Below are 25,057 nucleotides of genomic sequence, written 5' to 3'. Positions count from 1 at the left end.
CCCCCCTCAACCGCCCAAACCCTCAGCACGCCACTCCCCTCCAACCTCCCAAAACCCCACCCAAACCGACAGTCACAAAAGTTTCGCCAAACCGATACAATTCCTTAGCGCGCCGCCTCTAGCACCCGGGGCAACAAGACCGGGGGATGACCGTGCTGCGCATTGAGCGACTGACCAAGAAATTTGGCGCGAATACCGCCGTGGATGCGGCGACGATAGAGGTGGACCGCCCGATGATGATCGGCATCATCGGCCGTTCGGGCGCGGGGAAATCCACGCTGCTGAGAATGCTCAACCGGCTGACGGACCATACCTCCGGCGCGGTGCATTTCCAGGGGCGCGAGGTCACCGCATTGCGCGGTGCGGACAAGCGGGCCTGGCAGGCCGAATGCGCGATGATCTTTCAGCAGTTCAACCTGGTGCCGCGCATGGATGTGGTGTCGAACGTGCTGCACGGGACGCTGAACAAACGCTCCACCCTGGCGACGCTCTTCAACCTCTACCCGACCGCGGACATCCACCGCGCCATCGACATCCTGGACCGTCTGGGCATCGCCGAACATGCACCAAAACGGGCCGAGGCACTCTCGGGCGGCCAGCAGCAGCGTGTCGCCATCGCGCGCGCCCTGATGCAGGACCCCAAGATCATTCTCGCGGATGAGCCGATCGCCTCGCTCGACCCGATGAACGCGCAGATCGTGATGGACGCCCTGCGCCGCATTCACGAGGAAGACGGGCGCACCGTCATCGCCAACCTTCACACCCTCGACACCGCGCGTCGCTATTGCGACCGGGTGATCGGGATGCTGCACGGCCGGATCGTCTTTGACGGCACGCCGGAGCAACTCACCACCGGGGCCGCACGGGATATCTACGGTGCGGACGCCTCCTTCTCCGAAGAGGCGACCTCGACCGAAATCGGATCGCTCGACCGTGTCGCGCGCGCCGTGCAACCCGCCTGAGTTTCATCTGCCCCGCCGGAGCTGCCGCGCGGGGCTTATACCATGGGAGATACCAGATGAAAAAACTGATCGCCGCCGCACTGGCAACCACCGCCCTGATCACGCCCGCAATGGCGCAGGACATCACCGAGTTCCGCATCGGGATCCTCGGCGGTGAAAACGCCCAGGACCGGCTGACCAACCACGAGTGCCTGAAGACCTACACCGAAGAAGCGCTCGGCGTCGAAGCCAAGCTGTTTGCGCCCGCCGACTACGACGGCGTGATCCAGGGCCTGCTCGGCGGCACGATCGACATGGCCTGGCTGGGCGCCTCCGGCTATGCCAAGACCTACCTCGAAGACCCCGAAGCGGTCGAGCCGGTGCTGGTCAAGGTGAACCTCGACGGCTCCATCGGCTACTACTCCATCGGCTTCGCCCGCAAGGACGCCGGCATCGCGTCGCTGGAAGACATGCAGGGCAAGAAGTTCGGCTTCGGTGACCCGAACTCCACCTCCGGTTACCTGATCCCCTCCATCGAGATCCCGCAGCAGACCGGCGCGACCATGGAGAACGGCGACTACTTCGGCGAGGTCGTCTTTACCGGCGGTCACGAGCAGACCATCGTCGCGGTCAACAACGGCGATGTCGACGGCGGCGTAACCTGGGCCGACGGCCAGGGCGCCTGGGAAGATGGTTTCAACTCCGGCGCGCTGCGCAAGGCGGTTGACGCGGGCCTCGTCGACATGAACGACCTGGTTGAGATCTGGCGCTCCAAGGAAATCCCCGAAGGCCCGATCGTCCTGCGCAAGGCGCTGCCGCAGGAGGTCAAGACCAAGATGACCGACCTGGTCGCCGGCATGTACGAGATGGACAAGGAGTGCACCTACAACATCTCCGCCGGGGACTCCCTGGGCTTCCGTCCGGTGACCCACGACGCCTACACCTCGATCGTCGCGGCCCGCAAGTCGAAGTCCAACTGATCGTGACATGATACCGGGCGGGTCCTTCATCGGGCCCGCCCGACCTCTTTCAAAGGCCTTTCCGACATGACAGACCTCACCGGCCCGACGTCCGGCCCGGGCCAACCCGGCATCCGCGACGACTATATGGCGCTGACGCGTCGCAAACGCCTTTATTCCGGCATCCTGCTGGCCGTCTTCGTGGCCCTCATGGCTTCGGGCTTCATGCTGGCGGACGACCGCAATGCGGGCGGGTTCTGGGAGGGGCTGCACCGGATCTTCGATTTTCCCGCCTCCGTGATCGGCGAGGCGTCGGAAAAGGTGACAGAGCTGCCGGGCCATGTGGTGAAATATTTCCCCGCGCTGATCGAAACGCTGAACATCGCCGCCGTGTCGACCCTCGTGGGTGCGCTTGGCGGGGCGGTGCTGTCGATGCTCTCGACCCGGGGCATGGCGCGCTGGCCCGCGCTGATCCCGGTGTTCCGCCGGATCATGGACGTGATGCGCGCCGTGCCAGAGATCGTCATCGCCCTGGTTCTGATCTTCGTCCTTGGCGGCGGCCCGGTGCCCGCGATGATCGCGATTGCCTTCCACACCACAGGCGCGCTTGGCAAGCTCTTCTCCGAGGTGAATGAAAACGCCTCGCTCAAACCGGTGGAGGGGCTGGCCTCCGTCGGGTCGACCTGGACGCAGAAGATGGTGCTGGGGGTCGTTCCGCAGGTGGCGCCGAACTACCTCAGCTATGCGCTGCTGCGGTTCGAGATCAATATCCGCGCCTCCGCCATCCTCGGTTTCGTCGGCGCGGGCGGGATCGGGTATGAGCTCAAGAACGCCATGTCCTGGGGGCAGGGCAAATACGACGAAAGCGCCGCGATCTTCCTGATGCTCTTCGCCACCATCGTCGCCGTTGACCAGATCTCATCCTACTTCCGCGACCTGCTGACCCATGGCCGCCGTTCGGAGATGCTCGCATGACCATGACCGCCAATCCGGGCGAGATGAGCCTGAAAGATCAGGCCGACGCCCTCTTTCGCCGCAAGCGGATGATGTCCTTCGGGATGCCGCTGATCGTGCTGGCCTACCTGGTCTATGCCTTCTTCGCCTTCGACGTGCCGGGCCTCATCGCCTCGGCCAATCCGGAGAACGGCAAGACGCTGGTGCGCGACGCCTACAGCTACAAGACCCACGTGATGCGCGACAACCGCTCGGCCGAGGTCTCCATCGCGGTGGAGGGCGAACGCAAGGGCGCCTATCCCGAGGGGCAGTCCCCCGACTGGGTGACGCTTGGCGAGACGACGGTGATCACCCTGCCGCGCGGCGGCGTGGTGACCTTCGGGCCGGAGGAGGTGTCGTATGACATCCCGGGCTACGGCCTCGTCACCGCACGTCCGGGCCGTCAGGGCGCGCAGGCCAGCTTTCCGCCAGGCGACCTGCCGGACTGGATCAATGCGTCGAAGAACCGGGTGGCGATCACCACGGACGAGGGGCGGATGTCCATCACCCGCAACAAGACCGAGGTCTTCCGCTACAGCACGGGGTGGGAGCTCTTCTTCTTCACCCTCGACAGCCCCTATCACGGGCTGGGCCTGACCGAGGTGATCTCGCGCGCCTTGAACGGCGAGGCGGGGGCGATCTGGCATGACTTTTGGTACAATCCGATGTGGATGCATGCCTCCGTCGCCTGGGCGCTGTTCGAAACGGTTCTGATGGCTTTCCTCGGCACCTTCGGGGCGGCCATTGTCGCCCTGCCGCTGGCCTTCCTGGCGGCCAAGAACTTCACGCCTCTCATGGTGGTGCGCCAGGCCTTCCGCCGCCTTTTCGATTTCTTCCGGGGGGTGGATGCGCTGATCTGGACCATCGTGCTGGCGCGCGCCTTCGGTCCCGGCCCGCTGACCGGCGCGCTGGCGATCCTCGTCACCGACACCGGCAGCTTCGGCAAGATGTTCTCCGAGGCGCTGGAAAACGTCGACGGCAAACAGATCGAGGGGCTGCAGTCGACCGGGGCGAAACCGGTGCAGCGTTATCGCTTCGGGGTGATCCCGCAGGTGACGCCGGTGCTGCTGTCGCAGGTGCTCTACTTTTTCGAAAGCAACACCCGTTCGGCCACGGTCATCGGGGCGATCACCGGCGGCGGCATCGGCCTGCTGCTGACCCAGGCGATGATCACCCAGAAGGACTGGGAGGAGGTGTCCTACTACATCATCCTTGTGGTGCTCATGGTCTTCGCCATGGACTGGTTCTCCGGCTGGCTGCGGCGCAAGCTGATCGCGGCGGATGACAGCGGGCACTGATCCCTTCATCCTTCCCCAAATACTCCCGCCGGAGGCGCCATCGACCGCCTCCGGCTCCTCCGTTTCAAAAGCAGATGCCATGACCAGACTGTCCGCCACCCAGCCCGTAATTCACGACGCCTGTTCCATTACCGACAGCACCTTCGGCGCCTATGTCGAGATCGGGCAGGGCAGCCGCATCGCCTATTCCGAGTTCGGCGATTACTCCTACTGCGACCGCTTCGCCGACATCGCCAATGCGAGCATCGGCAAATTCGCCAATATCGCCAGCTACACCCGGATCGGCGCGACGGATCATCCGCTGGACACGGCGGCCTGCCATCATTTCCTCTACCGCTCCGCCGATTACTGGGAGGATGCGGAGGACGACGCCGCCTTCTTCGAACATCGCCGCGCGCGCCGGGCGCGGATCGGGCATGACACCTGGCTGGGGCACAACTGCATGATCAAGCCCGAGGTGACGGTCGGGGACGGGGCGGTCGTAGCCTCCGGCGCCATCGTCACCCGGAATGTCGCGCCCTATACGATTGTCGCGGGCACGCCCGCCAAGGTGATGCGGCGACGCCAGCCCGAGGCGATTGCAGAGCGGCTGATCGCCCTGGCGTGGTGGGACTGGGATCACGCCCGCCTGCGCGCGGCGCTGGAGGATTTCCGGGCGCTGTCGGCAGAGGCGTTTCTGGAGAGATACGGAGGGTAAGGCGCGCGTGGCGGTGCGTACGAGCACGCACCCTACATGCTGTCCCGGCCCCCGCGCCGGGACCCCGATCCCGATTGCGCCTTGCAAGTCCCGGCCTCGCGCCGGGACCCCGCCCCAATTTGCGATCTAGGTCCCGGCGCAAGGCCGGGACGGGTCCGAACATTTGGTTCTGGCTAGGTCCCGGCGCAAGGCCGGGACATGTCATAACCGGGGCGCGCTACTCCGCCGCCATCATAGGCGACATGCCGGCCCAGGCGAACCGATGCGCGGCCTCGCCCGCCAGATGGGTGATCCGGCCGCCGCATATCGTCGCCTCGATGGCCCGCGTCTCCTCGTTGACGATCACCAGATCGGCGCGGCGGCCCGGGGTCAGGTGGCCGCGGTCGGGCAGGCGCAGGATGCGCGCGGGCGTTTCGGAGATCATCGCCCAGGCCTGCGGCAGCGGCATGATGCCCAGATCGGCCAGGCGGAAGGCGGCGAGGTGCAAAGCGGGGTAGTAATAGTCCGACACCAGCGCGTCGCACAGGCCCATGCGGATCAGATCCTCGGCGGCGATATTGCCGGACTGCGACCCGCCGCGCACCATGTTGGGCGCGCCCATCAGGACCGGATCGCCCACGGCGCGGGACAGGGCGGCGGCGGAGCGTGAGGTTGGGAATTCGCAGATCTTGGCGCCGATCATCGAATAGGTCTCGCGCGTCTCGCCATCGGGGTCGTCGTGCGAGCCGTAGATCACGCCTAGTTCGTCAAAGCGATCCGCCAGGCGGCAGAGGTAGCGCGGCACCTGGGTCTTCTGCTCATGCGCCTTGCGGATCACGGCCAGATGCTCGTGCACGCTGCGCCCGGCGGATTTGGCCCAGCCCAGCATCTCGTCCGGGCGATGCGCCGCCATGTAGTCGGCCTGGTCGAGGTGGTTGTTGAAGACGACATAGTCGATGCCATAGCGCGCCACGGCCTCCAGCAGCCGGTCGGCGGTGTCCACCGTATGCGTCTCGCAGCGGATTTGCAGGCGCAGGTCGGTCAGGGCCTGGGGGCGGTAGTCCTCCAGCGCGCGCATCATGGCGAGGGCGTAATCGGGGCCGCGTTTGCCGCCCTCCCAGCTCCAGCTCTGGGCGAGCCAGGCGGTGGTGATGCCGTTGGCCGCGGCCTCGCGATCCGTGGCACGCAGGCCGACCTCGGGCGGGAAGGGGGCCGAGGGGCGCGGCGCGGTGTGGCGTTCAAAGGCATCGCCGTGCAGGTCGATAATCCCGGGCAGGATCAGATAGCCGCCGAGGTCGACCTCGGGCAGGGGGCCGCGGGTGATCCGCCCGTCGGCAATCGCCAGGGAACGGGACTGCATCTCGCCGTCCCTAAGGATCGTCGCGCCGGTGAAGCGCAGGGCTGGAAGGGCGGTCGGCATGGTCTGCGTCCGGGGGTCTGGCGTGATTGTCTGCTCGTATCGGCTGCGGGGATCATAGCCTGGATTTGTATCGTTGGTGTGACGTGACAGGGCGTCGCCGACGCCGGGTGCGTCAGGCCATTTCCTCATGATCGAGGGTGAGTGTGACGCGGTCGGCCGGATACCAGGTGTTGCCGAATTCCACGGGCGCGCCGTCCGGGTCGACACTCAACGACCGTGTGTAGAGCAGCGGATCGGATTCGCGGCAGCGCAGGTGCAGCGCATGCGAGGGCGTGGCTCGGGTCGCGGTGATCCGGGTCGAGGTGCGGGTGTAGTCCGGCACGCCACAGGTCGCGAGGGCCCGGGTGACGGAGTTCGTCTGTTCCAGCGCGGCGGCGATGCCGGGCAGACGGTCCACCGGAAAGATCGAGCGGAAGTAGGCCATGGGGGTTTCGTCGGCGAAGGAGAGCCCCTCGATCACATGGATCATCGCGCCAGGCGGCAGGGCGAGGGCAGTGGTTTCCTCCGCATCGCCAGCGCGGGTTTCGCGGGTCAGGATACGGCGGGCGGGCAGGCGGCCGGCGGCCTGGATGTTCTTGTGGAACCGGACCCGGCGGCCAAGCGGATAGTCGGTCGGCGCCTGGGTCACAAAGACCCCCGCGCCGCGCCGCGACAGGACCATCCCCTGATCCGACAGATCCTTCAGCGCATGGCGCACGGTATGGCGGTTGACCGCGAAACGGGCCGCCAATTGTGCCTCGGTCGGCAGTTTGTCCCCGGGCTGATAGCGCCCGGCGGCAATGTCGTCGGAAAGGCTGGAGGAGATGTGCTGCCAGAGCGGCGTGCGTTTGCCTGTCATGAAAGTTTCACCATCCGGGGCTTGTGTGTCTGGGTCCTGACGCGGTAGTGTTTGTCTAGTTGTATAGTTATATAGACAACATCGCAAGGTGTCGCATGAAAGATCTCTCAGAAACTTCACAGGCCGACCGCAGGGGCTGGATGAGCCTGATGGCCAAGGCCCCGGCGGAGGCGCTGCTGACGGCCTTCGATGCGGTGGATCTGGCGCAGGAGTTCACCTGGCTGCGCGCGCCGGAGACCGGCGGTGTCATGCTGCGCGGACGGGCCGGGGCGACCGGCGCGGCTTTCAACCTGGGCGAGATGACGGTGACACGCTGTGCGCTGAAGCTGGCGGATGGCCGGGTTGGCCACGCGGTGGTGCAGGGGCGCGACCGGCGCAAGGCCGAGGTGGCCGCGCTTTGCGATGCGCTGATGCAGGGGGCGGAGGCCGGGGCGGTGCGCGCCCAGGTGCTCGACCCGCTGGAGGCGGCGGCAGGCGAAAAGGCCCGGGCGCGGGCGGCCAAGGCCGCGGCGACCAAGGTGGATTTCTTCACGATGGTGCGGGGAGAGGGATGATGCAGACAGAGATGCTGGAGGGCGGTTTCGCGGATGCGCCGGTCGGATCGGCCCATGCCTTCCGCGCCGCGATGCAGGCGATGGCCCGCCCCGGTCGGATCGAGGCGATCTCGGGCGGGACCGGCCCCGCGCCCCTGTCGGAGGCGGCGGCGGCCCTGCTGCTGACACTCTGCGATCCCGAAACGCCAGTGCATCTGGCGGGCGCGCATGACCGGGACGATATCCGCGGCTGGATCACCTTTCACACCGGCGCACCGCTGGTCGGGGCTGGTCAGGCGGTCTTTGCCTTGGGGACATGGGAGGCGCTTTCGCCGCTCGATGACTTCGCCATCGGCACGCCGGAATACCCCGACCGCTCCGCCACTCTGATCGTGGAGATGGCAGAGCTGACGCCCTGCGGTGCGACCCTGCGCGGCCCTGGCATCCGCGAGACCTCCGCGCTGTCGCTACCCGAGCAGATGGCCTTTGCCCGCAATGCGGCGCTCTTCCCGCTCGGGCTGGATTTCTTCTTCACTTACGGGCGGTCGCTGGCCGCGCTGCCCCGAACGACAAAGGTGTCCTGATGTATGTGGCGGTGAAAGGTGGCGAACGGGCCATCGACAATGCGCATCAATGGCTGGCCGAGGAACGGCGCGGCGATCTTTCGGTGGCGGAACTGTCGGTGCCGCAGATCCGGGAACAGCTTTCCCTGGCCGTGAACCGGGTGATGGCGGAGGGGTCGCTCTACGATCCCGACCTGGCCGCGCTGGCGATCAAGCAGGCGCGGGGCGATCTGATCGAGGCGATCTTCCTGATCCGCGCCTATCGCACGACCCTGCCGCGCTTCGGCTATTCGGAACCGGTGGACACGGGCGCCATGGCCTGCGACCGGCGGATTTCCGCGACCTTCAAGGACGCGCCGGGGGGGCAGGTGCTGGGCCCGACCTTCGACTATACGCACCGCCTTTTGGATTTCGCCCTGGCGGCCGAGGGGCTGGAACCCGCCGCGGCGGCAGAGGCCGAACCGCAGGCGGCAGAGGTGCCGCATGTGACGGAGTTTCTGAACCGCGAGGGGCTGATCCAGGAGGAACATGCGCCCGCGGAGGACACGCCACGCGACCTGACGCGCGAGCCGCTGGAACTGCCTGCGGGCCGTCCTTTGCGGCTGCAGGCGCTGACCCGTGGGGACGAGGGGTTCGTTCTGGGCATGGCCTATTCGACGCAGCGCGGTTACGGGCGCAACCATCCCTTTGTGGGCGAGCTGCGGATCGGGACCGTGGCGGTCGAGATGGAGGTGTTGGAACTGGGCTTCTCCGTCGAGATCGGCGAGGTGGTGCTGACGGAATGCGAGACTGTGAACCAGTTCGTCGGCTCGAAAAGCGAGCCGCCGCAGTTCACGCGGGGCTACGGTCTGGTCTTTGGTCAGACGGAGCGGAAGGCGATTTCCATGGCGCTGGTAGACCGCGCGCTGAGGTGGGAAGAGCTGGGCGAGGACAACGTCGGCGTGCCCGCGCAGGACGAGGAATTCGTGCTCTATCACTCGGACAACATCCAGGCGACGGGCTTTCTGGAGCATATCAAGCTGCCGCATTACGTGGACTTCCAGTCGGAGCTGGAGCTGATCCGGAAGCTGCGGCGCGAGGCGATGGAAGGTGAGCGGCGGGAGGCGGCGGAATGAGGGTGGCGGCTACCCTCACCCCCTCCCTGGCCCTCCCCCTGGTAGGGGGAGGGGAATACCGCCGTGTGGTTAGGGAGTCCTTAACCACGGTTGGGGTTAGCTGGTCTCGTGCCGCCGGGCTATTCCCTCCCCCCGGCGGGGGGAGGGTCAGGGAGGGGGGCAACACCATAGGGGGGGTCATGTCCGGCTTCAGGTCCGCCCGGCAGAAGCAGTTCGCCAAAGCCCTCCGGTCGACCATGACCGAAGAGGAAAAAATCCTCTGGTATCACCTCCGTGCGCATCGCTTCATGGGCTTGTCCGTCAGGCGTCAGGCCCCGGTCGGACCCTATATCGTCGATTTCCTGATCCCGTCCCGCCGCCTCATCCTCGAGGCCGACGGCGCCCACCACACCACCACCCGCGACGCCACCCGCGACGCACATCTCGCGGCCCTCGGCTATCGCACCCTGCGCCTTTCCAACCACGACATTCGCACCAACCTGCCGGGCGTGCTCGCCCGGGTCGCCGAGGAGGCGCAGCGATGACGCCCCTACGCCACGCCGTCAGGTCCGCGCGCGCCTACTTCTTGCGGCGATTGCGCCAGACCGCGACCACGATCAGCACGACGATCGCGATCACGAAGAAAAACAACGGGTTGTCCATATCTGCCCTCTCAGCCTCCGGGATTTGAGCCTACCATGACACAGCATTACAACTTCGCCTATCTCGACGAACAGACCAAGCGGATGATCCGCCGGGCGATCCTCAAGGGGCTGGCGATCCCCGGCTATCAGGTGCCCTTCGCCAGCCGGGAGATGCCGATGCCCTATGGCTGGGGCACGGGCGGGGTCCAGGTCAGCGCGGCGACGCTGACGCCCGAGGACACCTTCAAGGTGATCGACCAGGGGGCGGATGACACGACCAACGCGGTCTCCATCCGCAAGTTCTTTGAAAAGACCGCCGGGGTCGCGACGACGGAAAAGACCGCCGAGGCCACGGTGATCCAGACCCGCCACCGCATCCCCGAAGAGGCGCTGAGCGAGGATCAGATCCTCGTCTACCAGGTGCCGATCCCGGAGCCTCTGCGCTTCCTTGAACCCTCCGAGGTCGAGACCCGCAAGATGCATGCTCTGGAAGAATACGGGCTGATGCACGTCAAGCTCTACGAAGACATCTCGCGCCACGGCCATATCGCCACCTCCTACGCCTATCCGGTGAAGGTGGAGGGGCGCTACGTCATGGACCCGTCCCCGATCCCCAAGTTCGACAATCCCAAGATGGAGATGGCGGGGATCCAGCTGTTCGGTGCAGGGCGGGAACAGCGGATCTATGCGCTGCCGCCCTATACCAAGGTCGTCAGTCTGGATTTCGAGGATCACCCCTTCGATCCCTCCAAGGCCGATCACCCCTGCGATATGTGCGGGGCGGAGGACAGCTATCTCGACGAGGTGATCATCGATGATCAGGGCGGGCGGATGTTCGTCTGTTCCGACACCGACTATTGCGCCACCCGCCAGGCGGCCGGGCATCGTGGGCGTCTCGCGGCGGAGGCGGCGGAATGATGCATGATACAGCGACCGATACCCCCGTTTCCGGCAAGGAGAGCCCGATGACCCCGCTTCTGTCCGTCCGCGATGTGGCGAAGTTCTATGGTGGCCGGATCGGCTGCACCGATGTCAGCTTTGACCTCTGGCCCGGTGAGGTCATGGGCATCGTCGGCGAAAGCGGGTCGGGGAAGACCACGCTGCTGAACTGTCTGGCCGGGCAGTTGGCGCCGGACCGGGGCGAGGTGCTGTTCGACACCCGCGCCGAGGGGATGCGCGACACGGTCACCATGTCCGAGCCCGAGCGACGGATGCTGCGGCGGACCGACTGGGCCTTCGTGCATCAGCATGCGCATGAAGGGCTGCGGATGAATGTCTCCGCCGGGGGCAACGTGGGCGAGCGGCTGATGGCCGTGGGCGCGCGCAACTATGGCGACATCCGCGACACGGCGCTGGACTGGCTGGGCCGGGTGGAGATTTCCGGCGACCGGATCGACGACCGGCCTTCCGCCTTTTCCGGCGGGATGCGGCAGCGGCTGCAGATCGCGCGGAACCTGGTGACCGGGCCTCGGCTGGTCTTCATGGACGAGCCTACGGGCGGGCTCGATGTCTCCGTCCAGGCGCGGCTGCTGGATCTGTTGCGCGGGCTGGTGCGGGAGATGGGGCTGTCGGCGGTGATCGTGACGCATGATTTGGCTGTGGTGCGGCTATTGGCCGACCGGCTGATGGTCATGAAGGGCGGGCATGTGGTCGAGGCCGGGCTGACCGACCAGGTTCTGGACGACCCGCAGCATGGCTATACGCAGCTGCTTGTGTCGAGCGTGTTGCGGGTATGAGGGTAGTGGCTACGGATACAGCAGCGCAAGCCGTCGATGTCTCGGCTCTGCCGGATGGAAACACGGGGCTCTGCCCCGCGCCTGCGGCGCCCCTCGAAGTATTTTTGACCAGAAGAAGGACCGCGTCGTGATCCGCATCGAAAACCTGTCCAAAACTTTCACCCTGCACAATCAGGGCAGCGCAGTGATCCCGGTGATGACCGGGGCAAACCTGAGCGTCGACAAGGGCGAATGCGTCGCCCTGACCGGCGTCTCGGGCGCGGGGAAATCCACGCTGATGCGGATGATCTACGGCAATTACCTGGCCGCCTCGGGTCATATCTGGGTTGGCGAGACGGATGTCGCCGCCGCCAACCCGCGCGAAATCCTGGAGTTGCGGCGCCACACGCTTGGCTATGTCAGCCAGTTCCTCCGGGTCGTGCCGCGCGTCCCGACGCTGGAGGTGGTGGCGGAACCGCTCCTTTCTGTCGGCACCCCGAGGGCAGAGGCCATCGCGCGGGCCGAGGAGCTGCTGGCGCGGCTGAACATTCCGCAGCGGCTCTGGTCGCTCAGCCCGACGACCTTTTCGGGCGGGGAACAGCAGCGGGTGAATATCGCGCGCGGCTTTGCCCATGTCTATCCGGCGATGCTGCTGGACGAACCGACCGCCAGCCTGGATGCGGTGAACCGGGAAACCGTGCTCTGCCTGGTCGAGGAGGCAAAGGCGCGGGGCGCGGCCATCGTCGGGATTTTCCATGACGAGGCGGCGCGCGACCGGGTCTGCGACCGCGTGGTGGACGTGACGGGCTTTGCCCCGGCGCAGGCGGCATGAGCGGGCGGCTGATCGGCGTTGTCGGCCCTTCGGGCGTCGGCAAGGACACGGTCATGGGGGCTGTGGCACGGGCCTGGCCGGGGCTGCATCTGGTGCGGCGGGTCATCACCCGGCCCGAGGATGCGGGGGGCGAGGCGTTCGACGGCGTGACGGAGGACCAGTTCCGCCGCCGTGTCGACGCCGGCGACTTTGCCCTGCACTGGCAGGCGCATGGTCTGCACTATGGTATCCCCCGACAGGTCGAGGCGGTGCTGGCCGAGGGGCGGGTGGCCATGGTCAACCTCTCGCGGTCGGTGCTGGGCGAGGCGCAGGACCGGTTTCCGGGCTTTGCTGTCCTGTCGCTGACCGCCGCGCCTGCCGTGCTGGCCGCGCGACTGGAAGGCCGGGGGCGCGAGCATGGCGCGGAGATCGAGCGGCGTCTTGCCCGGGCAGAGAACGCATTGCCCCCAGGGCTGGACCGGGTGGTGACAATCGACAACAGTGGGGCGCTTGAGGAGACGGTGGCCGCGGTGCTGGCCGCCTTCCGGGCGCGCGAAGAGGTGACGGAATGAAGGATATGATGGAATCGGGCGAAACCGTCCTGACCAATGCGCGGCTGGTTCTGGCGGATGACGTGATCGAGGGGCACCTGGTTTTTCGCGACGGTCTGATCGCCGAGATCGGGCAGGGGCCTGCCAAGGGGATCGACTGCGGCGGCGACTGGATCGCCCCGGGGCTGGTGGAGCTGCATACCGACAACCTGGAACGACACATGCAGCCGCGTCCCCGGGTCAACTGGCCGCATCACGCGGCGATTGTCGCCCATGACCGGGAGTTGGCGGGCTGCGGGATCACCACGGTGTTTGACGCGATCCGGGTCGGCTCCATCGTCTCGGACACGAACAAGCGGTACGGCAAATATGCCCGCGCCATGGCGGACGAGATCCTGTCGATGCGCGCCAAGGGGGCTCTGCGGATCAGCCACCACCTGCACCTGCGGGCCGAAACCTGTTCCGAAACCCTGCTGGAGGAACTGGCGGAGTTCGGCGCGGCGGACCGGGTCGGGATCGTCTCGCTGATGGATCACACGCCGGGGCAGCGACAGTTCCGCGACATCTCCAAGTTCGAGGATTACGTCTGCGGCAAGCACGGGCTCTCGAAAGAGGGGTTCGGCGAGTACTGCAACTTCCTCACCGGGCTGCACGACCGCCTAGGCGCGGCGCATGAGGCCGGCGCGGTGGAGGCCGCCCGGCGTTATGGCGCGGTGCTGGCCAGCCATGACGACACCACCGCCGAACAGGTCGCGACCTCGGCCGGCCACGGGATCGGCGTGGCGGAGTTCCCCACGACGGTGGAGGCCGCCCGCGCCTGCCATGCCCATAACATCAAGGTCATCATGGGCGCGCCCAACCTGATCCGCGGCGGCTCGCATTCCGGCAATGTCGCGGCGGCGGAGCTGGCGGATCTGGGCCTTCTGGACATCCTGTCGTCGGATTACGTCCCCTCCGCGCTGCTTTTCGCGGCGGTGCAACTGGGCGAGATCTGGGGCGACATGGCGCGCGGGATCGCCACCGTCACCTCCGGCCCGGCACGGGCGGCGGGGCTTCGGGATCGTGGCGTACTGGAGCCTGGACACCGCGCCGATGTCATCCGCTTCGGCATGGTGGCCGAGGTGCCGACCCTGCACGGCGTCTGGGTCCAGGGCGCGCGAGTGGCGTGAGGGGGGGCGAGCGGTCATTCACTGACCGCGTCGCCATTCCGCATCACACCGTCATCCCCACCTCACATGGTCATGCCCGGGCTCGACCCGGGGATCTCTGGCCTCTCGGACTCGCTTTGCCATGAGATCCTCGGATCGAGCCTGAGGATGACGGAGCGGGGTCGCAACCGGCCCGTTGACCCTGACCGCCCTGCACCTGCCGGTCCGGCGGCATCAGATGCCGAAACCTGACCGGAAAAAAGCTTGCCATTCGGCTATCCCTCTGTAGTTTTTCACTATCAACCGACCGGACAACTGGTCGGACCACGGGAGGAAATTATGAAAAAGTACCTGCAAGGTGCGGCGGTTGCCGCGCTCTCCATCGCCATTGCCGCACCGGTCTCCGCGCTGGAATGGAATGTCTCCGTCTGGGGCAAGCGCCGGGCGTTCACCGAACATGTGGAGAAACTGGCCGAACTCGTCTCGGAAAAGACGGGCGGCGATTTCACCATGAACATCTCCTACGGCGGCCTGTCGAAGAACACCGAGAACCTCGACGGCATCTCCATCGGCGCGTTTGAGATGGCACAGTTCTGCGCAGGTTATCACGAGGACAAGAACCCCTCGATCACCGTGCTGGAACTGCCGTTCCTGGGCGTGCGCAACCTGGAGGAGGAAGTGGCGCTGAGCCACGAGCTCTACAAGCATCCTGCGGTCCAGGAAGATCTGGCGCGCTGGAATGCCAAGCTGCTGATGACCTCGCCGATGCCGCAGTACAATATCGTCGGCACCGGCGAGCCGCGCAACGATCTGGCCAGCTTCGAAGGGATGCGCGTGCGTGCCACCGGCGGTCTGGGCGAGGCCTTCAAGGCTGTTGGCGCCGTGCCGACCTCCGTGACCGCGACCGAGGCCTATAACGCCATGGAATCCAACGTGGTCGACACGGTGGCCTTCGCGCAGCACGCGCACCTCAGCTACCGCACGATCGACGAGGCCGACTGGTGGACTGCCAACCTCAACCCCGGCACGGTGAACTGCCCGGTGGTGGTGAACACCGACGCCTACAACGCGCTGAGCCCCGAGCATAAGGAGGCGCTCGACAGTTCCATCGACGAGTCGATCGAACATTACCTGGCGAACTACCAGGGCGTTCTGGACAAATGGGACCAGATCCTGGCCGAAAAAAACGTGACCAAGGTCGAATATTCCGACGAGGAACTGGCCAAGTTCCGCGCGGCGACCAAGGGTATCGCCGACAAGTGGATCGAAGAGAAAACCGCGCAGGGCCTTCCGGCGCAGGAACTCTATGACCTGGTGCAAGCCAAGCTGAACGAACTGCACGGGATGTGATGCCCTCCAGGGGATGATCCTTGGGGCCCCGATCCAAACGGGGCCCCTTTTTCTCTTTTATGACAGGGGGCTGGCATGGCAGGCTCTTCCGCGGTGCTCGAGGATGGCAGTGTCCTCAGCCGGATCGAACGCAGGCTCTATCGGGTCGAGGGCGCCTTTGCGCTGATCTCCGGCGCGGCGGTGCTGGGGCTGATGGTCCTGGCGGTCGTTTCGGTCGGCGGACGCAACATGTTCAACACACCCCTGCCGGGCTATGTCGACTGGATCCAGATGGCCATGCCGCTGATCGCCTTTATGGGGATCTCCTATGCGCAGCGGGACGGGGTGCATATCCGCATGGACATCCTGATCGGACGGCTGCGCGGACGGCCACTGTGGATCGCGGAATTCCTGACCTGCCTTGCGACGCTGGTGCTGATCGGCCTGCTCATCTGGGGCAGCTGGGCGCATTTCCAGCGCAGCTTCGACTGGGGATCGCAGAACTGGAGCCGGGACAGCACGATCGACATCGGTCTGCCGATCTGGCCGGCCAAGATATTGGTGCCCGTAGCCTTTTCCGTGATGGGGCTGCGGTTGCTGCTGCAGCTCTGGGGCTATGCCAAAGGCATCGTGCAGGGGGGTGAGCCCGCGGGCGTGCCCCTGATGAAATCAGCCGCAGAGCTTGCGGCGGAAGAAGCCGAGCATGTCTCGGCCCTCGACAGGTAGGGGCGCGCCATGACCAGTACGGATATCGGGCTCTGGGTCACGGGCGGTTTGCTCGTCATGGTCATTCTGGGGATGCGCGTGGCCTTTGCCGCGGGCACGGCCGGTCTGGTCGGGCTGATCTGGATCTTCTGGGACAAGAAGCAATATGCGATGGACCAGTTCGGATGGGCCCTGGGCGTGGCGGTGAAGACCGCAGGCCAGGTGCCCCATTCCAAGATCGCCAGCCAGGAGCTTTCGCTGATCCCGGTCTTCATCCTGATCGGCTACATGGCCTATTACGCAGGGCTGACCAACGCGCTCTTCGATGCGGCCAAGAAATGGCTGGGCTGGCTGCCGGGCGGCATGGCGATCTCCACCGTTTTTGCGACGGCGGGGTTCGCGGCGGTCTCGGGCGCCTCTGTCGCCACGTCGGCCGTCTTCGCGCGGATCGCCATCCCGGAGATGCTGAAGGTCGGCTATGACAAACGCTTTGCCGCCGGCGTGGTGGCGGCGGCGGGGACTCTGGCCTCGCTCATCCCGCCCTCGGCGATCCTGGTGATCTATGCGATCATCGTCGAACAGGACGTGGGCAAGCTGCTGCTGGCGGGCTTTGTGCCGGGGGTCTTCTCCGCCTTCGTCTATGGCTCTCTCATCGTGGGGCTGGCGGTGACCATTCCCAACTTCGGCCCGCCGGTCGGAGGCTTTTCCTGGGGCGACCGGATCAAGTCGCTGTTGCCGGCCCTGCCGATCTTTGGCGTGGTCTTCATCATCATCTCCTTCATCTACAACCCCTTCGGCGGCGATCCCCTGGGCACCCCGACCGAAGGCGGCGCGCTTGGCGCGGCGCTGATCTTTGTCATGGCGCTGCTCAAGGGCATGAAATGGCACGAGTTGAAGGATGCGCTGCTGGAGACGGCAAAGCTGGCCACGATGATCTTCACCATCATCTGGGGCGTGCTGATCTACGTCCGCTTCCTCGGCTTCGCCAACCTGCCGCGCGCCTTTTCCGACTGGATCAGTGGGCTGGATCAGTCGCCGATGATGACGCTGGTCATGATCCTTCTGGCCTATGCGATCCTTGGCATGTTCATGGATGCGATCGGGATGCTGCTGCTGACCCTGCCGGTGGTCTATCCGGCGGTCATGGCGCTGAACGGGGGCGAGTTCGTCTCGGCCGCCGACAGCACCTTCGGCATGTCCGGGCCCATGTGCGCGATCTGGTTCGGCATTCTTGTGGTCAAGATGGCGGAGTTCTGTCTGATCACGCCGCCCATAGGCCTGAACTGCTTCGTGGTTGCGGGCGTGCGGCCCGAGGTCTCCGTCCAGGATGTCTTCCGTGGCGTCGCGCCCTTCTTCATCGCCGATGCGCTGACCATCGCAGGGCTGGTGGCCTTTCCGGGCATCGTACTCTGGCTGCCATCGCTGGCCTAGCGGGACCGTCGGACCGGGGGCTCTCTGCCCCCGGAGCCCCGAAGGTATTTCCGACCAGAAGAAGCCGCGCGGGCTTTCTTTTTGCTGAAAATATCCGGCCTTATGTATCAAACGCACCAGCCGGTGCGCGCTCAGCCGGAGGGTTGAGCGATGATTAAGGCCTTACGTTACCTCACGGTCGTAGTTGTATTCATCTGCGCCCCAAGTCTTCACTCGACCAGTCCGGTTTATGGGTTCCAACCCGAACCCCATGCGCCTTTTGACGTCAAGCTGATCAACATATTCAATCCATCCAAAGACTTTGGGGAGGTTGTCGAGAAAGGTGTCTCTGTTCTCTGCGGAGAGATGGAAGCCGCCAGCATGCGCCAAGTTTGCCCGCCCGAGCGAGATGCCGCTATCACCAAAGTGGCCAATGCTGTTGTTAAGGAAAATTCTCTTGCCTGGCGTGAGGCGAACATAGGCTTCCTGTTGCGGCCAGCCACCAAAGGAAATGTCTTTCCCGCCCGTAGTCCCAATGAAAAATTTTGTGATGGTTGCGGGGTGGTCACCAATATTTTCGACCTCGACAGACACCTCAATGTGTGTCCATCGGCTATCTTCGCCTTCGAGGATTTGTTTCAAGGGATATACGGACTCGTCAACGTAGGGGCCTCCCAGATGGAATACCAATTGCGGCTTGAAGCCCAATTTGAACTGGTTCGCCGCAACTTCATTGGCCACCTGTGCAGCGGCAACAGCGTCGCGGGACGCTTTAATCTGATCGCCCCCGATGCGGGCGGTTTCTCTGGCCATTTCCCGCGTGGCCTTAAGGGTCTGCCTGCTGGCCTTGAGAGTTTCCCAAAGCAGATAAACAGCAGCCAGGGAGAGCAAAGCCATTCCCCACTGAGCGAGCGTGTCATTGGGGGTGATAAAGGTAGTGACGATCCAGTCCCATGGTTCTACCCATGGGTGGCTTTGGGGTTCTTCTGGGCTTTGGGTTACGGCCTCTCTTGCCTTATCCGCTCTGTAGGCGCTCCAGAGGACTAGATTTAGAACAATTCCGCCGCCGACTGTTAATCCAAGCGCAAATGCTCCGTTCCGATAGCCGTCAGACATTGCAATAAAAACCCCGCCGTAAATTTTCCACGGCTAACCTTATTGCGCAAATTCCGCTCGTTGTCTTCGATTCCTATTTCGGCCAGGCGCTCGGCCAATCCCGCGTAGGTCACACCTTTACGAGCCATTTCGGCCCGTAGCAGCCCCTTTGCCTTCTCTTCCCAGTCTGTTCTTTCCGGCATTCTCACCGCCTATGGTGCTAGTGTCATCATTTTTGATGCTATAGCACTTGAAACGGTTATGCAACGTCACCACATCTGATGCACAAGCACTGGATATGATGACAATGGCTCAACACTTTCTCCTCTCCGCAGCATCCCGCACCCTTTCCCTGCGTTCTATCTACAAGGCAGGCGAAGCAGCGGCATACGAAACCTTCTGCAAGATGCGCTGGCCCGAGACTGATGGCGAGGCGGTTTGCCCGCGTTGCGGCCATGACGAAACCTACTCGATCACCACCCGTCGCAAGTTCAAGTGCAAGGGCTGTGCGCACCAGTTTTCCGTGACCTCCGGCACGATCTTTGCTTCCCGCAAGATGGACTTTGTGGACCTGCTGGCAGCGATTTGCATCATCGTGAACGCGTCCAAGGGTGTTTCCATGGTGCAGCTTTCCCGCGATCTGGATTGCCAGTGCAAAACCGCCTTCGTGCTGGCGCACAAGCTGCGCGAGGCGATGGCCCTTGAGGTCCAGACCGGCGAAGTGCTGAACGGCCATGTTGAGGTTGATGGCGCATACTTCGGCGGTCACGTCCGCCCCGAGAACCGCAAGGAAGACCGGAAAGACCGTCGCCTGAAAGAGAACCAGACCGGTAAGCGCCGCGTTGTCGTGGTCCTGCGTGAGCGCGATGGCCGCACCCTGCCATTTGTCGCCAAACAGGAAGCGGAAGGCGTGGAACTGGCGAAAGAGAACGTCAGCCGCACCGCCACCCTGTCCGCCGACGAAGCATCCCATTGGGACTTGCTCCACGCTGGCTGGTCCGTGGATCGCGTGAACCACTCGCAGATGTACAGCGACCACGGCAAGCACACCAACATGGCGGAAAGCTACTTCTCCCGCCTGCGCCGCATGGTTGTCGGGCAACATCACCACGTTTCGCCGCAATACCTCTATCAGTACGCGAACCACGCTGCATGGCTGGAAGACAACCGCCGCACGGACAACGGGACGCTGGCGCACATCATGGTGTCAAACGCGATGGACGCGCCTGTCAGCCGGAACTGGAAGGGGTATTGGCAGCGGGCGGCGTGACACAAATTGTGGTATTGTCTTAGGTGACACACTAGCGCTAGCCGAATCAGCCACCACAAAGTAAGATGGGCCGCAGGTGGTGAGACCTACGACCCGGAGGCCGGATCGGCCCTTGCTTACACAATCAGAATCTCACCAATGGCGCTTGCTGTCAACGGCAATGCCAAGCCGGTCTGAGCCTCTTAAGCAAGAGGTATGCCATGGCTATGTCCCTTGGTATCAGCAGTCTTGGCTTGAACTCTCACACACCGGCACCAGCCGTTGATGAGAAGGACAAGCCCAAGAAGCCGAAGAAGGAAAAGGACAAGTAACCCTTGTCTGGCTGGCCCTACGGGGCCAGCCTCCACACCGGCCCATCCCGATCAACCCATCCCATCTCTTTCAGCTTGGCCAACGTGACGCTGGTCCGCTTGTACGCGGTCTTGGGCGTCAACTCGGGACGAACTTGCGCAACACGCACCGACAGATCACGCAGCGACATAGGGGAAGCTCTGAGCGCGTCTATGATGACCTGCCGCGCCTGACCCCGCCTTGCCACGTCAGACCGCTTAGCAGGCAGCACACGGGGCATATCCACCCCACGCAGGGCTAACAGCGCCTCCACGTGGTCTAGCCCCTCACCACCCTCTCGAATGATCTGCTTTCGGAGCGCCAGCAGCGCGTTGTTTATCGTCTTGTCCTGCATGGGACAAAGGTGATTCACACCGGAATCTCAATCAAGTAGACTGTTGGTGCGCTTGATACATAAGGCCGAAAATATCCCGGGGTAGCGACAAAGCCTGCTTTGTCGCAGGGGCAGCGCACCTCAGTCCCGGCGTTCCATGAGGCGGAAACGCTCGGTCCGGTCGACCTCCTCATAGCCCACCTCGATAAAGGTCCGGAGTTCGGGGAACAGTGCCAGAAACTCGGCAGAGCTTTCGGGGCGGCCGGTGGCCCAGGGCGTGGCGTCGTGGTCCTGCACGACGATGTGTTTCGGCGGATCGGCGGCGAGGCGGCGCATCAGGTCGTCGGTATAGCGCCCGTCGTGGAAATCGACGACGAAGGGCCAGGCGTAGGGGTAGCGGTAGCGCGGCGGCTCTTGCGCCAGCAGGTAGAGCATCGTCTCGTAGCCCCAGAGAAACAGGCTGTCGCCGGCCTGGCGATGCGTGGCGAGGCGGGCGGCAAACTCCTGCGTCGCGACGACGTCGAAATCGGGCGGCATGGGCTGGAAATCGTGGATCGCCAGCCGGGGCGCGTCGTTCAGCAACAGGTTCAGGGTGCGCGCCGTCCGCGGCCAGAGCGGGGTTGAGACGAAGCACCAGGTCAGTGCGCCCAGGATGATCAGGCGCGCCAGGGTCGGACGCCCGGTGCGGCGGGTGAGGGCGGTCAGCAGGGCGGCGATGAAGAGGCCCCAGAGGATGGCATAGACCGGGATCAGCGGCATGAAGTGATAGGCAAACCCCTTGCCCTGGACATAGCCGGAGAGGAATCCGGTCAGCCCCCAGATCAGCGTGATGGCGACAAACAGGCTCTCGCCCCGCATCAGCGCCGCCAGCCAGGGCAGCAGCCCCGCGACGGTGATCCAGGCCATGACCGGGGAGGGGGTCAGGATCACCATGATCTGGGTGAGGATATCGGCGCGCTGGGGCCCGTAGGCGATATAGCCGCGGATGTAGTTCTGGATCGACAGGAAGGGGCCGAGCGCGCCTGCGGACCAGAGCGCGATCACGATGGCCCCCAGCACCAGTGCCCCGCCCAGGACATAGGCCCCGAGGTCCGACAGGCGGAAGCGTAGCTCCGACCCGCCCGCCACCAGCGGCACGAAGACCAGCAGGCCCGCAGCGGCAACGGTATATTTGAACCCGACCCCGACGCCAAGCGCGGCGCCCGCCGCCAGCATCCAGAGAAAACGGCGTGTGCCCTCGGTGCGCCATCCCGCCATGAGGCAGAGCAGCGAAGGGATCACGGTCATGCCCGCCCAGCCATCGGTCTGGGCATGTTCCCAATGGGTCAGCGCATAGTAGATGAGGGCAAAGCCGATGCCGGTGAACCCCGCCTCGGCCGGGCTGCGGTTCAGCCGCTGCATCACCCGTACGAGGCCCAGGACCGAGGCCAGGACGACGATCAGATCGGCGAGCCGGATCGCCTGCATGTTCAGGCCAAAGGCCATCTGGGACAGGCGGTGCATCAGCGTCGTCAGGGGCGGCTTGATATTGTAGACCTCGGAATAGGTCGTCAGCCCCTCGCCCCAGGCATAGGCGATGGTGGCATGGATGCCCTGATCGCGGCCGAAGGGCTCGAAAATCGTGTGCCAGCCCAGAAGGCCCACGGCCAGCGCGGCGGCAAGATAGGCGATCGGCCAGCTGTCGCGCGGCGCGGTCTCTGTCATGGGGGTCCCGGTTCCGTCGTCTTTTGCGCAATCTGCAACAATCACCCGCGCGACGCCATAAAATTACCATTTTGAACGGAAACAATCGGGAAAAGGTCGGTGATCGCATGCCCTTGGGACGGCGGCGTCGGTCGGATAAAGAGGTAGATCGAGATGAACGTTTCCCCCCAGCTGCAACAGGCGCTGCGCGACCGTGCGATGCGGCGTGGGCCGGTGCGGACCGTGTCGATCGTCGTGCCCTTCCTGAACGAAGCCGACACGCTGGAGGAGCTGCACCGCCGGATCAGCGACGTGATGGAGGCGCTGGAGCCGACGCATGAGATCATCCTGATCGACGACGGCTCCGACGATGGTGGCGAATTGATCGCGGAGGCGCTGGCGGATATCGATCCCCATGTCCGTGTTATCCGCTTCACCCGGAACTTCGGCAAGGCGGCGGCGCTCTCGGCCGGGTTTGCGGAGGCGCGGGGCGATGTGATCGTGACGATGGACGCGGATCTGCAGGACGACCCGCAGGAGATCCCTCGCTTCCTGGCGCGGCTGGAGCAGGGGTTCGACGTGGTGTCGGGCTGGAAACAGACCCGGCACGATCCGATCGGCAAGACGCTGCCCTCCAAGGTGTTCAATCGGATGACGGCCTGGCTCTTCGATGTGGACCTGCATGACATCAACTGTGGCTTCAAGGCCTACACCAAGCGCGCTGCGCGGCATCTGAACCTCTACGGAGAGCTGCATCGCTTCACGCCCGCGCTGCTGCATGCGGCGGGCTACCGGGTGGCCGAGATCGCGGTGGAGCATCATCCGCGCCAACACGGCCGGTCGAAATATGGCGCCAACCGCATGGTCAAGGGGCTGCTGGATATCATCACGGTCAAGCTGGTGACGCGCTATCAATCCCGGCCGCTGCATTTCTTTGCCATGCTGGGGCTGCCGTTGCTTCTGCTCGGACTGGGCTTCATCTCCTATCTCTCGACGCTCTGGCTGCTGGACATGGGGCCGATCGGGAACCGTCCGCTGCTGCTGATCGGCGTGCTCTTCACCGTCACCGGAACGCAGGTTCTGGGGGTCGGGCTGGTGGCCGAACTGCTGCAGGCGGCGGGGCTTCGGGAGCGGGACAAATATGTGGTGGACCAGCGGTTCGGGGGCGATATCGCCCCGGTCGCTGCAGAGGAGGTGAGACCATGATGCATCGGGTGATCCGGTCCAGCTACATGGGATTGATCCGCAGGCTGCGTACCGTCGCGGCCGAAACGGATGTTCTGGTGCCTGTGCGATCGGGGACCGATCTGGCGACGCGCTGGCGCCAGCCGCTGTCGGGTTTTGGAGGCCTGGACGACCCCGCCGCGACAAGCCCGGGGTGACGGACCAAACCATCAGGCGAAATCTTTTACAGAATATGCGGTCTGAGCCTTATCCGGTTCAGGCCGCAGTCTTTTTGCGCGACAGGTGTAGATTGTAGAGCATCAGCAGCAGCGTCGCGGACATCACAGCGAAGATCGAGAAGGAGCCGCTGCGGATCCCTTCGAGCGCGAGGAGCGCGGAGGCGAGGGCGCGGATCACGAAGAACCGGGGCGAGACCACGGAGGTGCCCGCGCGGCGGCTTTCCCAAGCCTGAAGAACCCAGGACCCGAAGAAGAGGGCACCGCCGGTCAGGCCGATAACCTCCTGCCGCCAGTCGATCTGGAAGAGTTGGATGAGCTGCTCCATGTGCCCTCGCTGTTTTGGGCGAGGGTAGCGGGGCGCCCTCAGCGGCGCAATCTCGGTCTGGGGGTGTCCCGGCCTTGTGCCGGGACCTCGGAGGCGTGAAAGCGGTTTGCGCGGGGTCCCGGCGCGGGGGCCGGGACGTGGTTGGGTGTGTGTTGGGAGCGGTGCAGGTGTCGTCCGTCATCGCGGGGCTTGACCCGAGGATCTTGCACGACAGGCGCGACCTTTGGCTGGAGGTCCTCGGGACGAGCCCGAGGATGAAACGGTGGCATCAGGCAGGTCCGGAGGGCTCGGTCTGTCCCGGCCTTGTGCCGGGACCTCGGAGATCGGGGAGAGGTCTGCGCGGGGGCCCGGCGCGGGGGCCGGGACGGGGTTGTGCCGGGGGGCGGCGGGGGTCCACCCCCAGAACCTCATGCATCCCGCCAGGCCCCCGGGGCCAGATCGCCCAGGTGCCAGTCCCCAATGGCCACACGGATCAGGCGCAGGGTCGGGTGGCCGACGTGGGCGGTCATGCGGCGGACCTGGCGGTTGCGGCCTTCGGTGATGGTCAGTTCGATCCAGCAATCCGGCACGGATTTGCGAAACCGCACCGGGGGCGTGCGCGGCCAGAGCCATGCGGGGTCGTCAACGCGGCGGACCTTGGCGTGGCGGGTCGGGCCGTCCTTGAGCGTCACACCCTGACGCAGCGCCTCCAGCGCGGCGTCGTCCGGCAGGCCCTCGACCTGCACGAGATAGGTCTTGGGCTTCTTGAACTTGGGCGATGAAACGCGGGCCTGCAGCTTACCGTCGTCGGTCAGCAGCATCAGCCCTTCGCTGTCGCGGTCCAGCCGACCGGCAGGGTAGACCCCGGGCAGGTCGATGAAGTCCGACAGGGTCTGGCGGGGCGAGCCCTGGGTGCCGCGGTCGGTGAACTGCGACAGGACATCAAAGGGTTTGTTGAAAAGGATCGTGCGGGCCATGGCATCCGGTTAGCACCGGGTCGTGGATCAGGC

27 protein-coding genes are annotated in these 25,057 nt (G+C 64.9%); 20 read left to right on the top strand and 7 right to left on the bottom strand.

Translation table 11 applies throughout. The annotated features are described in order from the left end of the window. Nucleotides 1–152: 152 nt before the first annotated feature. The 5 genes from phnC to ACFC2Y_RS13325 all read left to right on the top strand — a co-directional run bounded on the left by phnC (nt 153) and on the right by ACFC2Y_RS13325 (nt 4,888). Nucleotides 153–962, top strand: coding sequence for a phosphonate ABC transporter ATP-binding protein (phnC, locus tag ACFC2Y_RS13345; RefSeq protein WP_375173710.1), 810 nt, complete (start codon nt 153–155; stop codon nt 960–962). A gap of 56 nt (nt 963–1,018) precedes the next feature. Then, nucleotides 1,019–1,921 (top strand): phosphonate ABC transporter substrate-binding protein, encoded by a 903-nt coding sequence (gene phnD, locus ACFC2Y_RS13340; protein WP_375172583.1) that lies wholly within the window; start codon nt 1,019–1,021, stop codon nt 1,919–1,921. Nucleotides 1,922–1,987: 66 nt separating this feature from the next. Then, complete coding sequence (phnE, locus tag ACFC2Y_RS13335) at nt 1,988–2,875, top strand: phosphonate ABC transporter, permease protein PhnE (protein WP_375172584.1); 888 nt, start codon at nt 1,988–1,990, stop codon at nt 2,873–2,875. Beyond that, nucleotides 2,872–4,191, top strand: coding sequence for a phosphonate ABC transporter, permease protein PhnE (gene phnE, locus ACFC2Y_RS13330; RefSeq protein WP_375172585.1), 1,320 nt, complete (start codon nt 2,872–2,874; stop codon nt 4,189–4,191). The genes phnE (ACFC2Y_RS13335) and phnE (ACFC2Y_RS13330) overlap by 4 nt, the downstream gene beginning before the upstream one ends. 79 nt (nt 4,192–4,270) lie before the next feature. After that, complete coding sequence (locus tag ACFC2Y_RS13325; RefSeq protein ID WP_375172586.1) at nt 4,271–4,888, top strand: chloramphenicol acetyltransferase; 618 nt, start codon at nt 4,271–4,273, stop codon at nt 4,886–4,888. A gap of 217 nt (nt 4,889–5,105) precedes the next feature. Here ACFC2Y_RS13325 and ACFC2Y_RS13320 read toward each other — a convergent pair whose 3' ends face one another. Both ACFC2Y_RS13320 and phnF read right to left on the bottom strand, forming a co-directional pair. Further along, the gene (locus tag ACFC2Y_RS13320; RefSeq protein WP_375172587.1) at nt 5,106–6,287 is read right to left on the bottom strand and encodes an alpha-D-ribose 1-methylphosphonate 5-triphosphate diphosphatase; all 1,182 of its coding nucleotides are present in this window, start codon (nt 6,285–6,287) and stop codon (nt 5,106–5,108) included. A 112-nt stretch (nt 6,288–6,399) separates the two neighbouring features. Next, nucleotides 6,400–7,125 (bottom strand): phosphonate metabolism transcriptional regulator PhnF, encoded by a 726-nt coding sequence (phnF, locus tag ACFC2Y_RS13315; protein WP_375172588.1) that lies wholly within the window; start codon nt 7,123–7,125, stop codon nt 6,400–6,402. A 95-nt stretch (nt 7,126–7,220) separates the two neighbouring features. On the opposite strand from phnF, the gene phnG reads away from it, so the two are divergent. From phnG to ACFC2Y_RS13255, 12 genes are all read left to right on the top strand, one after another. Continuing rightward, nucleotides 7,221–7,679 (top strand): phosphonate C-P lyase system protein PhnG, encoded by a 459-nt coding sequence (phnG, locus tag ACFC2Y_RS13310; RefSeq protein ID WP_375172589.1) that lies wholly within the window; start codon nt 7,221–7,223, stop codon nt 7,677–7,679. Continuing rightward, complete coding sequence (gene phnH / locus ACFC2Y_RS13305) at nt 7,679–8,242, top strand: phosphonate C-P lyase system protein PhnH (RefSeq protein ID WP_375173711.1); 564 nt, start codon at nt 7,679–7,681, stop codon at nt 8,240–8,242. Before phnG ends, phnH begins: the two co-directional genes overlap by 1 nt. Continuing rightward, nucleotides 8,242–9,336: a carbon-phosphorus lyase complex subunit PhnI gene (locus ACFC2Y_RS13300; protein ID WP_375172590.1), complete on the top strand. Its 1,095-nt coding sequence runs from the start codon at nt 8,242–8,244 to the stop codon at nt 9,334–9,336. The genes phnH and ACFC2Y_RS13300 overlap by 1 nt, the downstream gene beginning before the upstream one ends. Before the next feature lie 179 nt (nt 9,337–9,515). After that, a complete protein-coding gene (locus tag ACFC2Y_RS13295) occupies nt 9,516–9,860 on the top strand; it encodes an endonuclease domain-containing protein (protein ID WP_375172591.1) in 345 nt (114 codons plus the stop codon). Nucleotides 9,861–10,013: 153 nt separating this feature from the next. Continuing rightward, nucleotides 10,014–10,877 (top strand): alpha-D-ribose 1-methylphosphonate 5-phosphate C-P-lyase PhnJ, encoded by an 864-nt coding sequence (locus ACFC2Y_RS13290; protein ID WP_375172592.1) that lies wholly within the window; start codon nt 10,014–10,016, stop codon nt 10,875–10,877. Between the two features lie 47 nt (nt 10,878–10,924). Further along, on the top strand, nt 10,925–11,695 hold the full coding sequence (gene phnK / locus ACFC2Y_RS13285; RefSeq protein ID WP_375173712.1) for a phosphonate C-P lyase system protein PhnK: 771 nt from the start codon (nt 10,925–10,927) through the stop codon (nt 11,693–11,695). A 127-nt stretch (nt 11,696–11,822) separates the two neighbouring features. Then, nucleotides 11,823–12,506 (top strand): phosphonate C-P lyase system protein PhnL, encoded by a 684-nt coding sequence (phnL, locus tag ACFC2Y_RS13280; protein ID WP_375172593.1) that lies wholly within the window; start codon nt 11,823–11,825, stop codon nt 12,504–12,506. Further along, a complete protein-coding gene (gene phnN, locus ACFC2Y_RS13275; protein WP_375172594.1) occupies nt 12,503–13,057 on the top strand; it encodes a phosphonate metabolism protein/1,5-bisphosphokinase (PRPP-forming) PhnN in 555 nt (184 codons plus the stop codon). Before phnL ends, phnN begins: the two co-directional genes overlap by 4 nt. After that, a complete protein-coding gene (locus ACFC2Y_RS13270; protein WP_375172595.1) occupies nt 13,054–14,205 on the top strand; it encodes an alpha-D-ribose 1-methylphosphonate 5-triphosphate diphosphatase in 1,152 nt (383 codons plus the stop codon). The genes phnN and ACFC2Y_RS13270 overlap by 4 nt, the downstream gene beginning before the upstream one ends. Before the next feature lie 318 nt (nt 14,206–14,523). After that, nucleotides 14,524–15,534, top strand: coding sequence for a C4-dicarboxylate TRAP transporter substrate-binding protein (locus ACFC2Y_RS13265; RefSeq protein ID WP_375172596.1), 1,011 nt, complete (start codon nt 14,524–14,526; stop codon nt 15,532–15,534). A 75-nt stretch (nt 15,535–15,609) separates the two neighbouring features. Then, nucleotides 15,610–16,239: a TRAP transporter small permease subunit gene (locus ACFC2Y_RS13260; RefSeq protein ID WP_375172597.1), complete on the top strand. Its 630-nt coding sequence runs from the start codon at nt 15,610–15,612 to the stop codon at nt 16,237–16,239. 9 nt (nt 16,240–16,248) lie between these two features. Beyond that, on the top strand, nt 16,249–17,649 hold the full coding sequence (locus ACFC2Y_RS13255) for a TRAP transporter large permease (RefSeq protein ID WP_375172598.1): 1,401 nt from the start codon (nt 16,249–16,251) through the stop codon (nt 17,647–17,649). A gap of 162 nt (nt 17,650–17,811) precedes the next feature. On the opposite strand, the gene ACFC2Y_RS13250 is transcribed toward ACFC2Y_RS13255, so the two are convergent. Then, nucleotides 17,812–18,744, bottom strand: a complete 933-nt coding sequence (locus ACFC2Y_RS13250; protein WP_375172599.1) for a hypothetical protein — start codon at nt 18,742–18,744, stop codon at nt 17,812–17,814. Further along, nucleotides 18,702–18,926, bottom strand: a complete 225-nt coding sequence (locus ACFC2Y_RS13245) for a DUF6471 domain-containing protein (protein WP_375172600.1) — start codon at nt 18,924–18,926, stop codon at nt 18,702–18,704. The genes ACFC2Y_RS13250 and ACFC2Y_RS13245 overlap by 43 nt, the downstream gene beginning before the upstream one ends. Nucleotides 18,927–19,030: 104 nt before the next feature. Here ACFC2Y_RS13245 and ACFC2Y_RS13240 point away from each other — a divergent pair, with 104 nt between their 5' ends. After that, a complete protein-coding gene (locus ACFC2Y_RS13240; protein WP_375173713.1) occupies nt 19,031–19,993 on the top strand; it encodes an IS1595 family transposase in 963 nt (320 codons plus the stop codon). Nucleotides 19,994–20,798: 805 nt separating this feature from the next. Here ACFC2Y_RS13240 and ACFC2Y_RS13235 read toward each other — a convergent pair. Further along, complete coding sequence (locus tag ACFC2Y_RS13235) at nt 20,799–22,361, bottom strand: ArnT family glycosyltransferase (protein ID WP_375172602.1); 1,563 nt, start codon at nt 22,359–22,361, stop codon at nt 20,799–20,801. A gap of 153 nt (nt 22,362–22,514) precedes the next feature. On the opposite strand from ACFC2Y_RS13235, the gene ACFC2Y_RS13230 reads away from it, so the two are divergent. Together ACFC2Y_RS13230 and ACFC2Y_RS13225 are read left to right on the top strand one after the other, a co-directional pair. Beyond that, complete coding sequence (locus ACFC2Y_RS13230) at nt 22,515–23,546, top strand: glycosyltransferase family 2 protein (protein ID WP_375172603.1); 1,032 nt, start codon at nt 22,515–22,517, stop codon at nt 23,544–23,546. After that, nucleotides 23,543–23,722, top strand: a complete 180-nt coding sequence (locus ACFC2Y_RS13225) for a hypothetical protein (RefSeq protein WP_375172604.1) — start codon at nt 23,543–23,545, stop codon at nt 23,720–23,722. Before ACFC2Y_RS13230 ends, ACFC2Y_RS13225 begins: the two co-directional genes overlap by 4 nt. A gap of 58 nt (nt 23,723–23,780) precedes the next feature. On the opposite strand, the gene ACFC2Y_RS13220 is transcribed toward ACFC2Y_RS13225, so the two are convergent. Both ACFC2Y_RS13220 and ACFC2Y_RS13215 read right to left on the bottom strand, forming a co-directional pair. Further along, on the bottom strand, nt 23,781–24,068 hold the full coding sequence (locus ACFC2Y_RS13220) for a lipid-A-disaccharide synthase N-terminal domain-containing protein (RefSeq protein WP_375172605.1): 288 nt from the start codon (nt 24,066–24,068) through the stop codon (nt 23,781–23,783). Nucleotides 24,069–24,475: 407 nt separating this feature from the next. Next, a complete protein-coding gene (locus tag ACFC2Y_RS13215; RefSeq protein WP_375172606.1) occupies nt 24,476–25,024 on the bottom strand; it encodes an rRNA large subunit pseudouridine synthase E in 549 nt (182 codons plus the stop codon). Nucleotides 25,025–25,057: the final 33 nt, after the last annotated feature.

It is taken from the genome of Pseudooceanicola sp. (assembly GCF_041987405.1).
Classification (GTDB): domain Bacteria; phylum Pseudomonadota; class Alphaproteobacteria; order Rhodobacterales; family Rhodobacteraceae; genus Pseudooceanicola.
The sequence above is the reverse complement of the archived record's forward strand: the minus strand, read 5'-3'. Positions and strand labels throughout refer to the sequence as shown.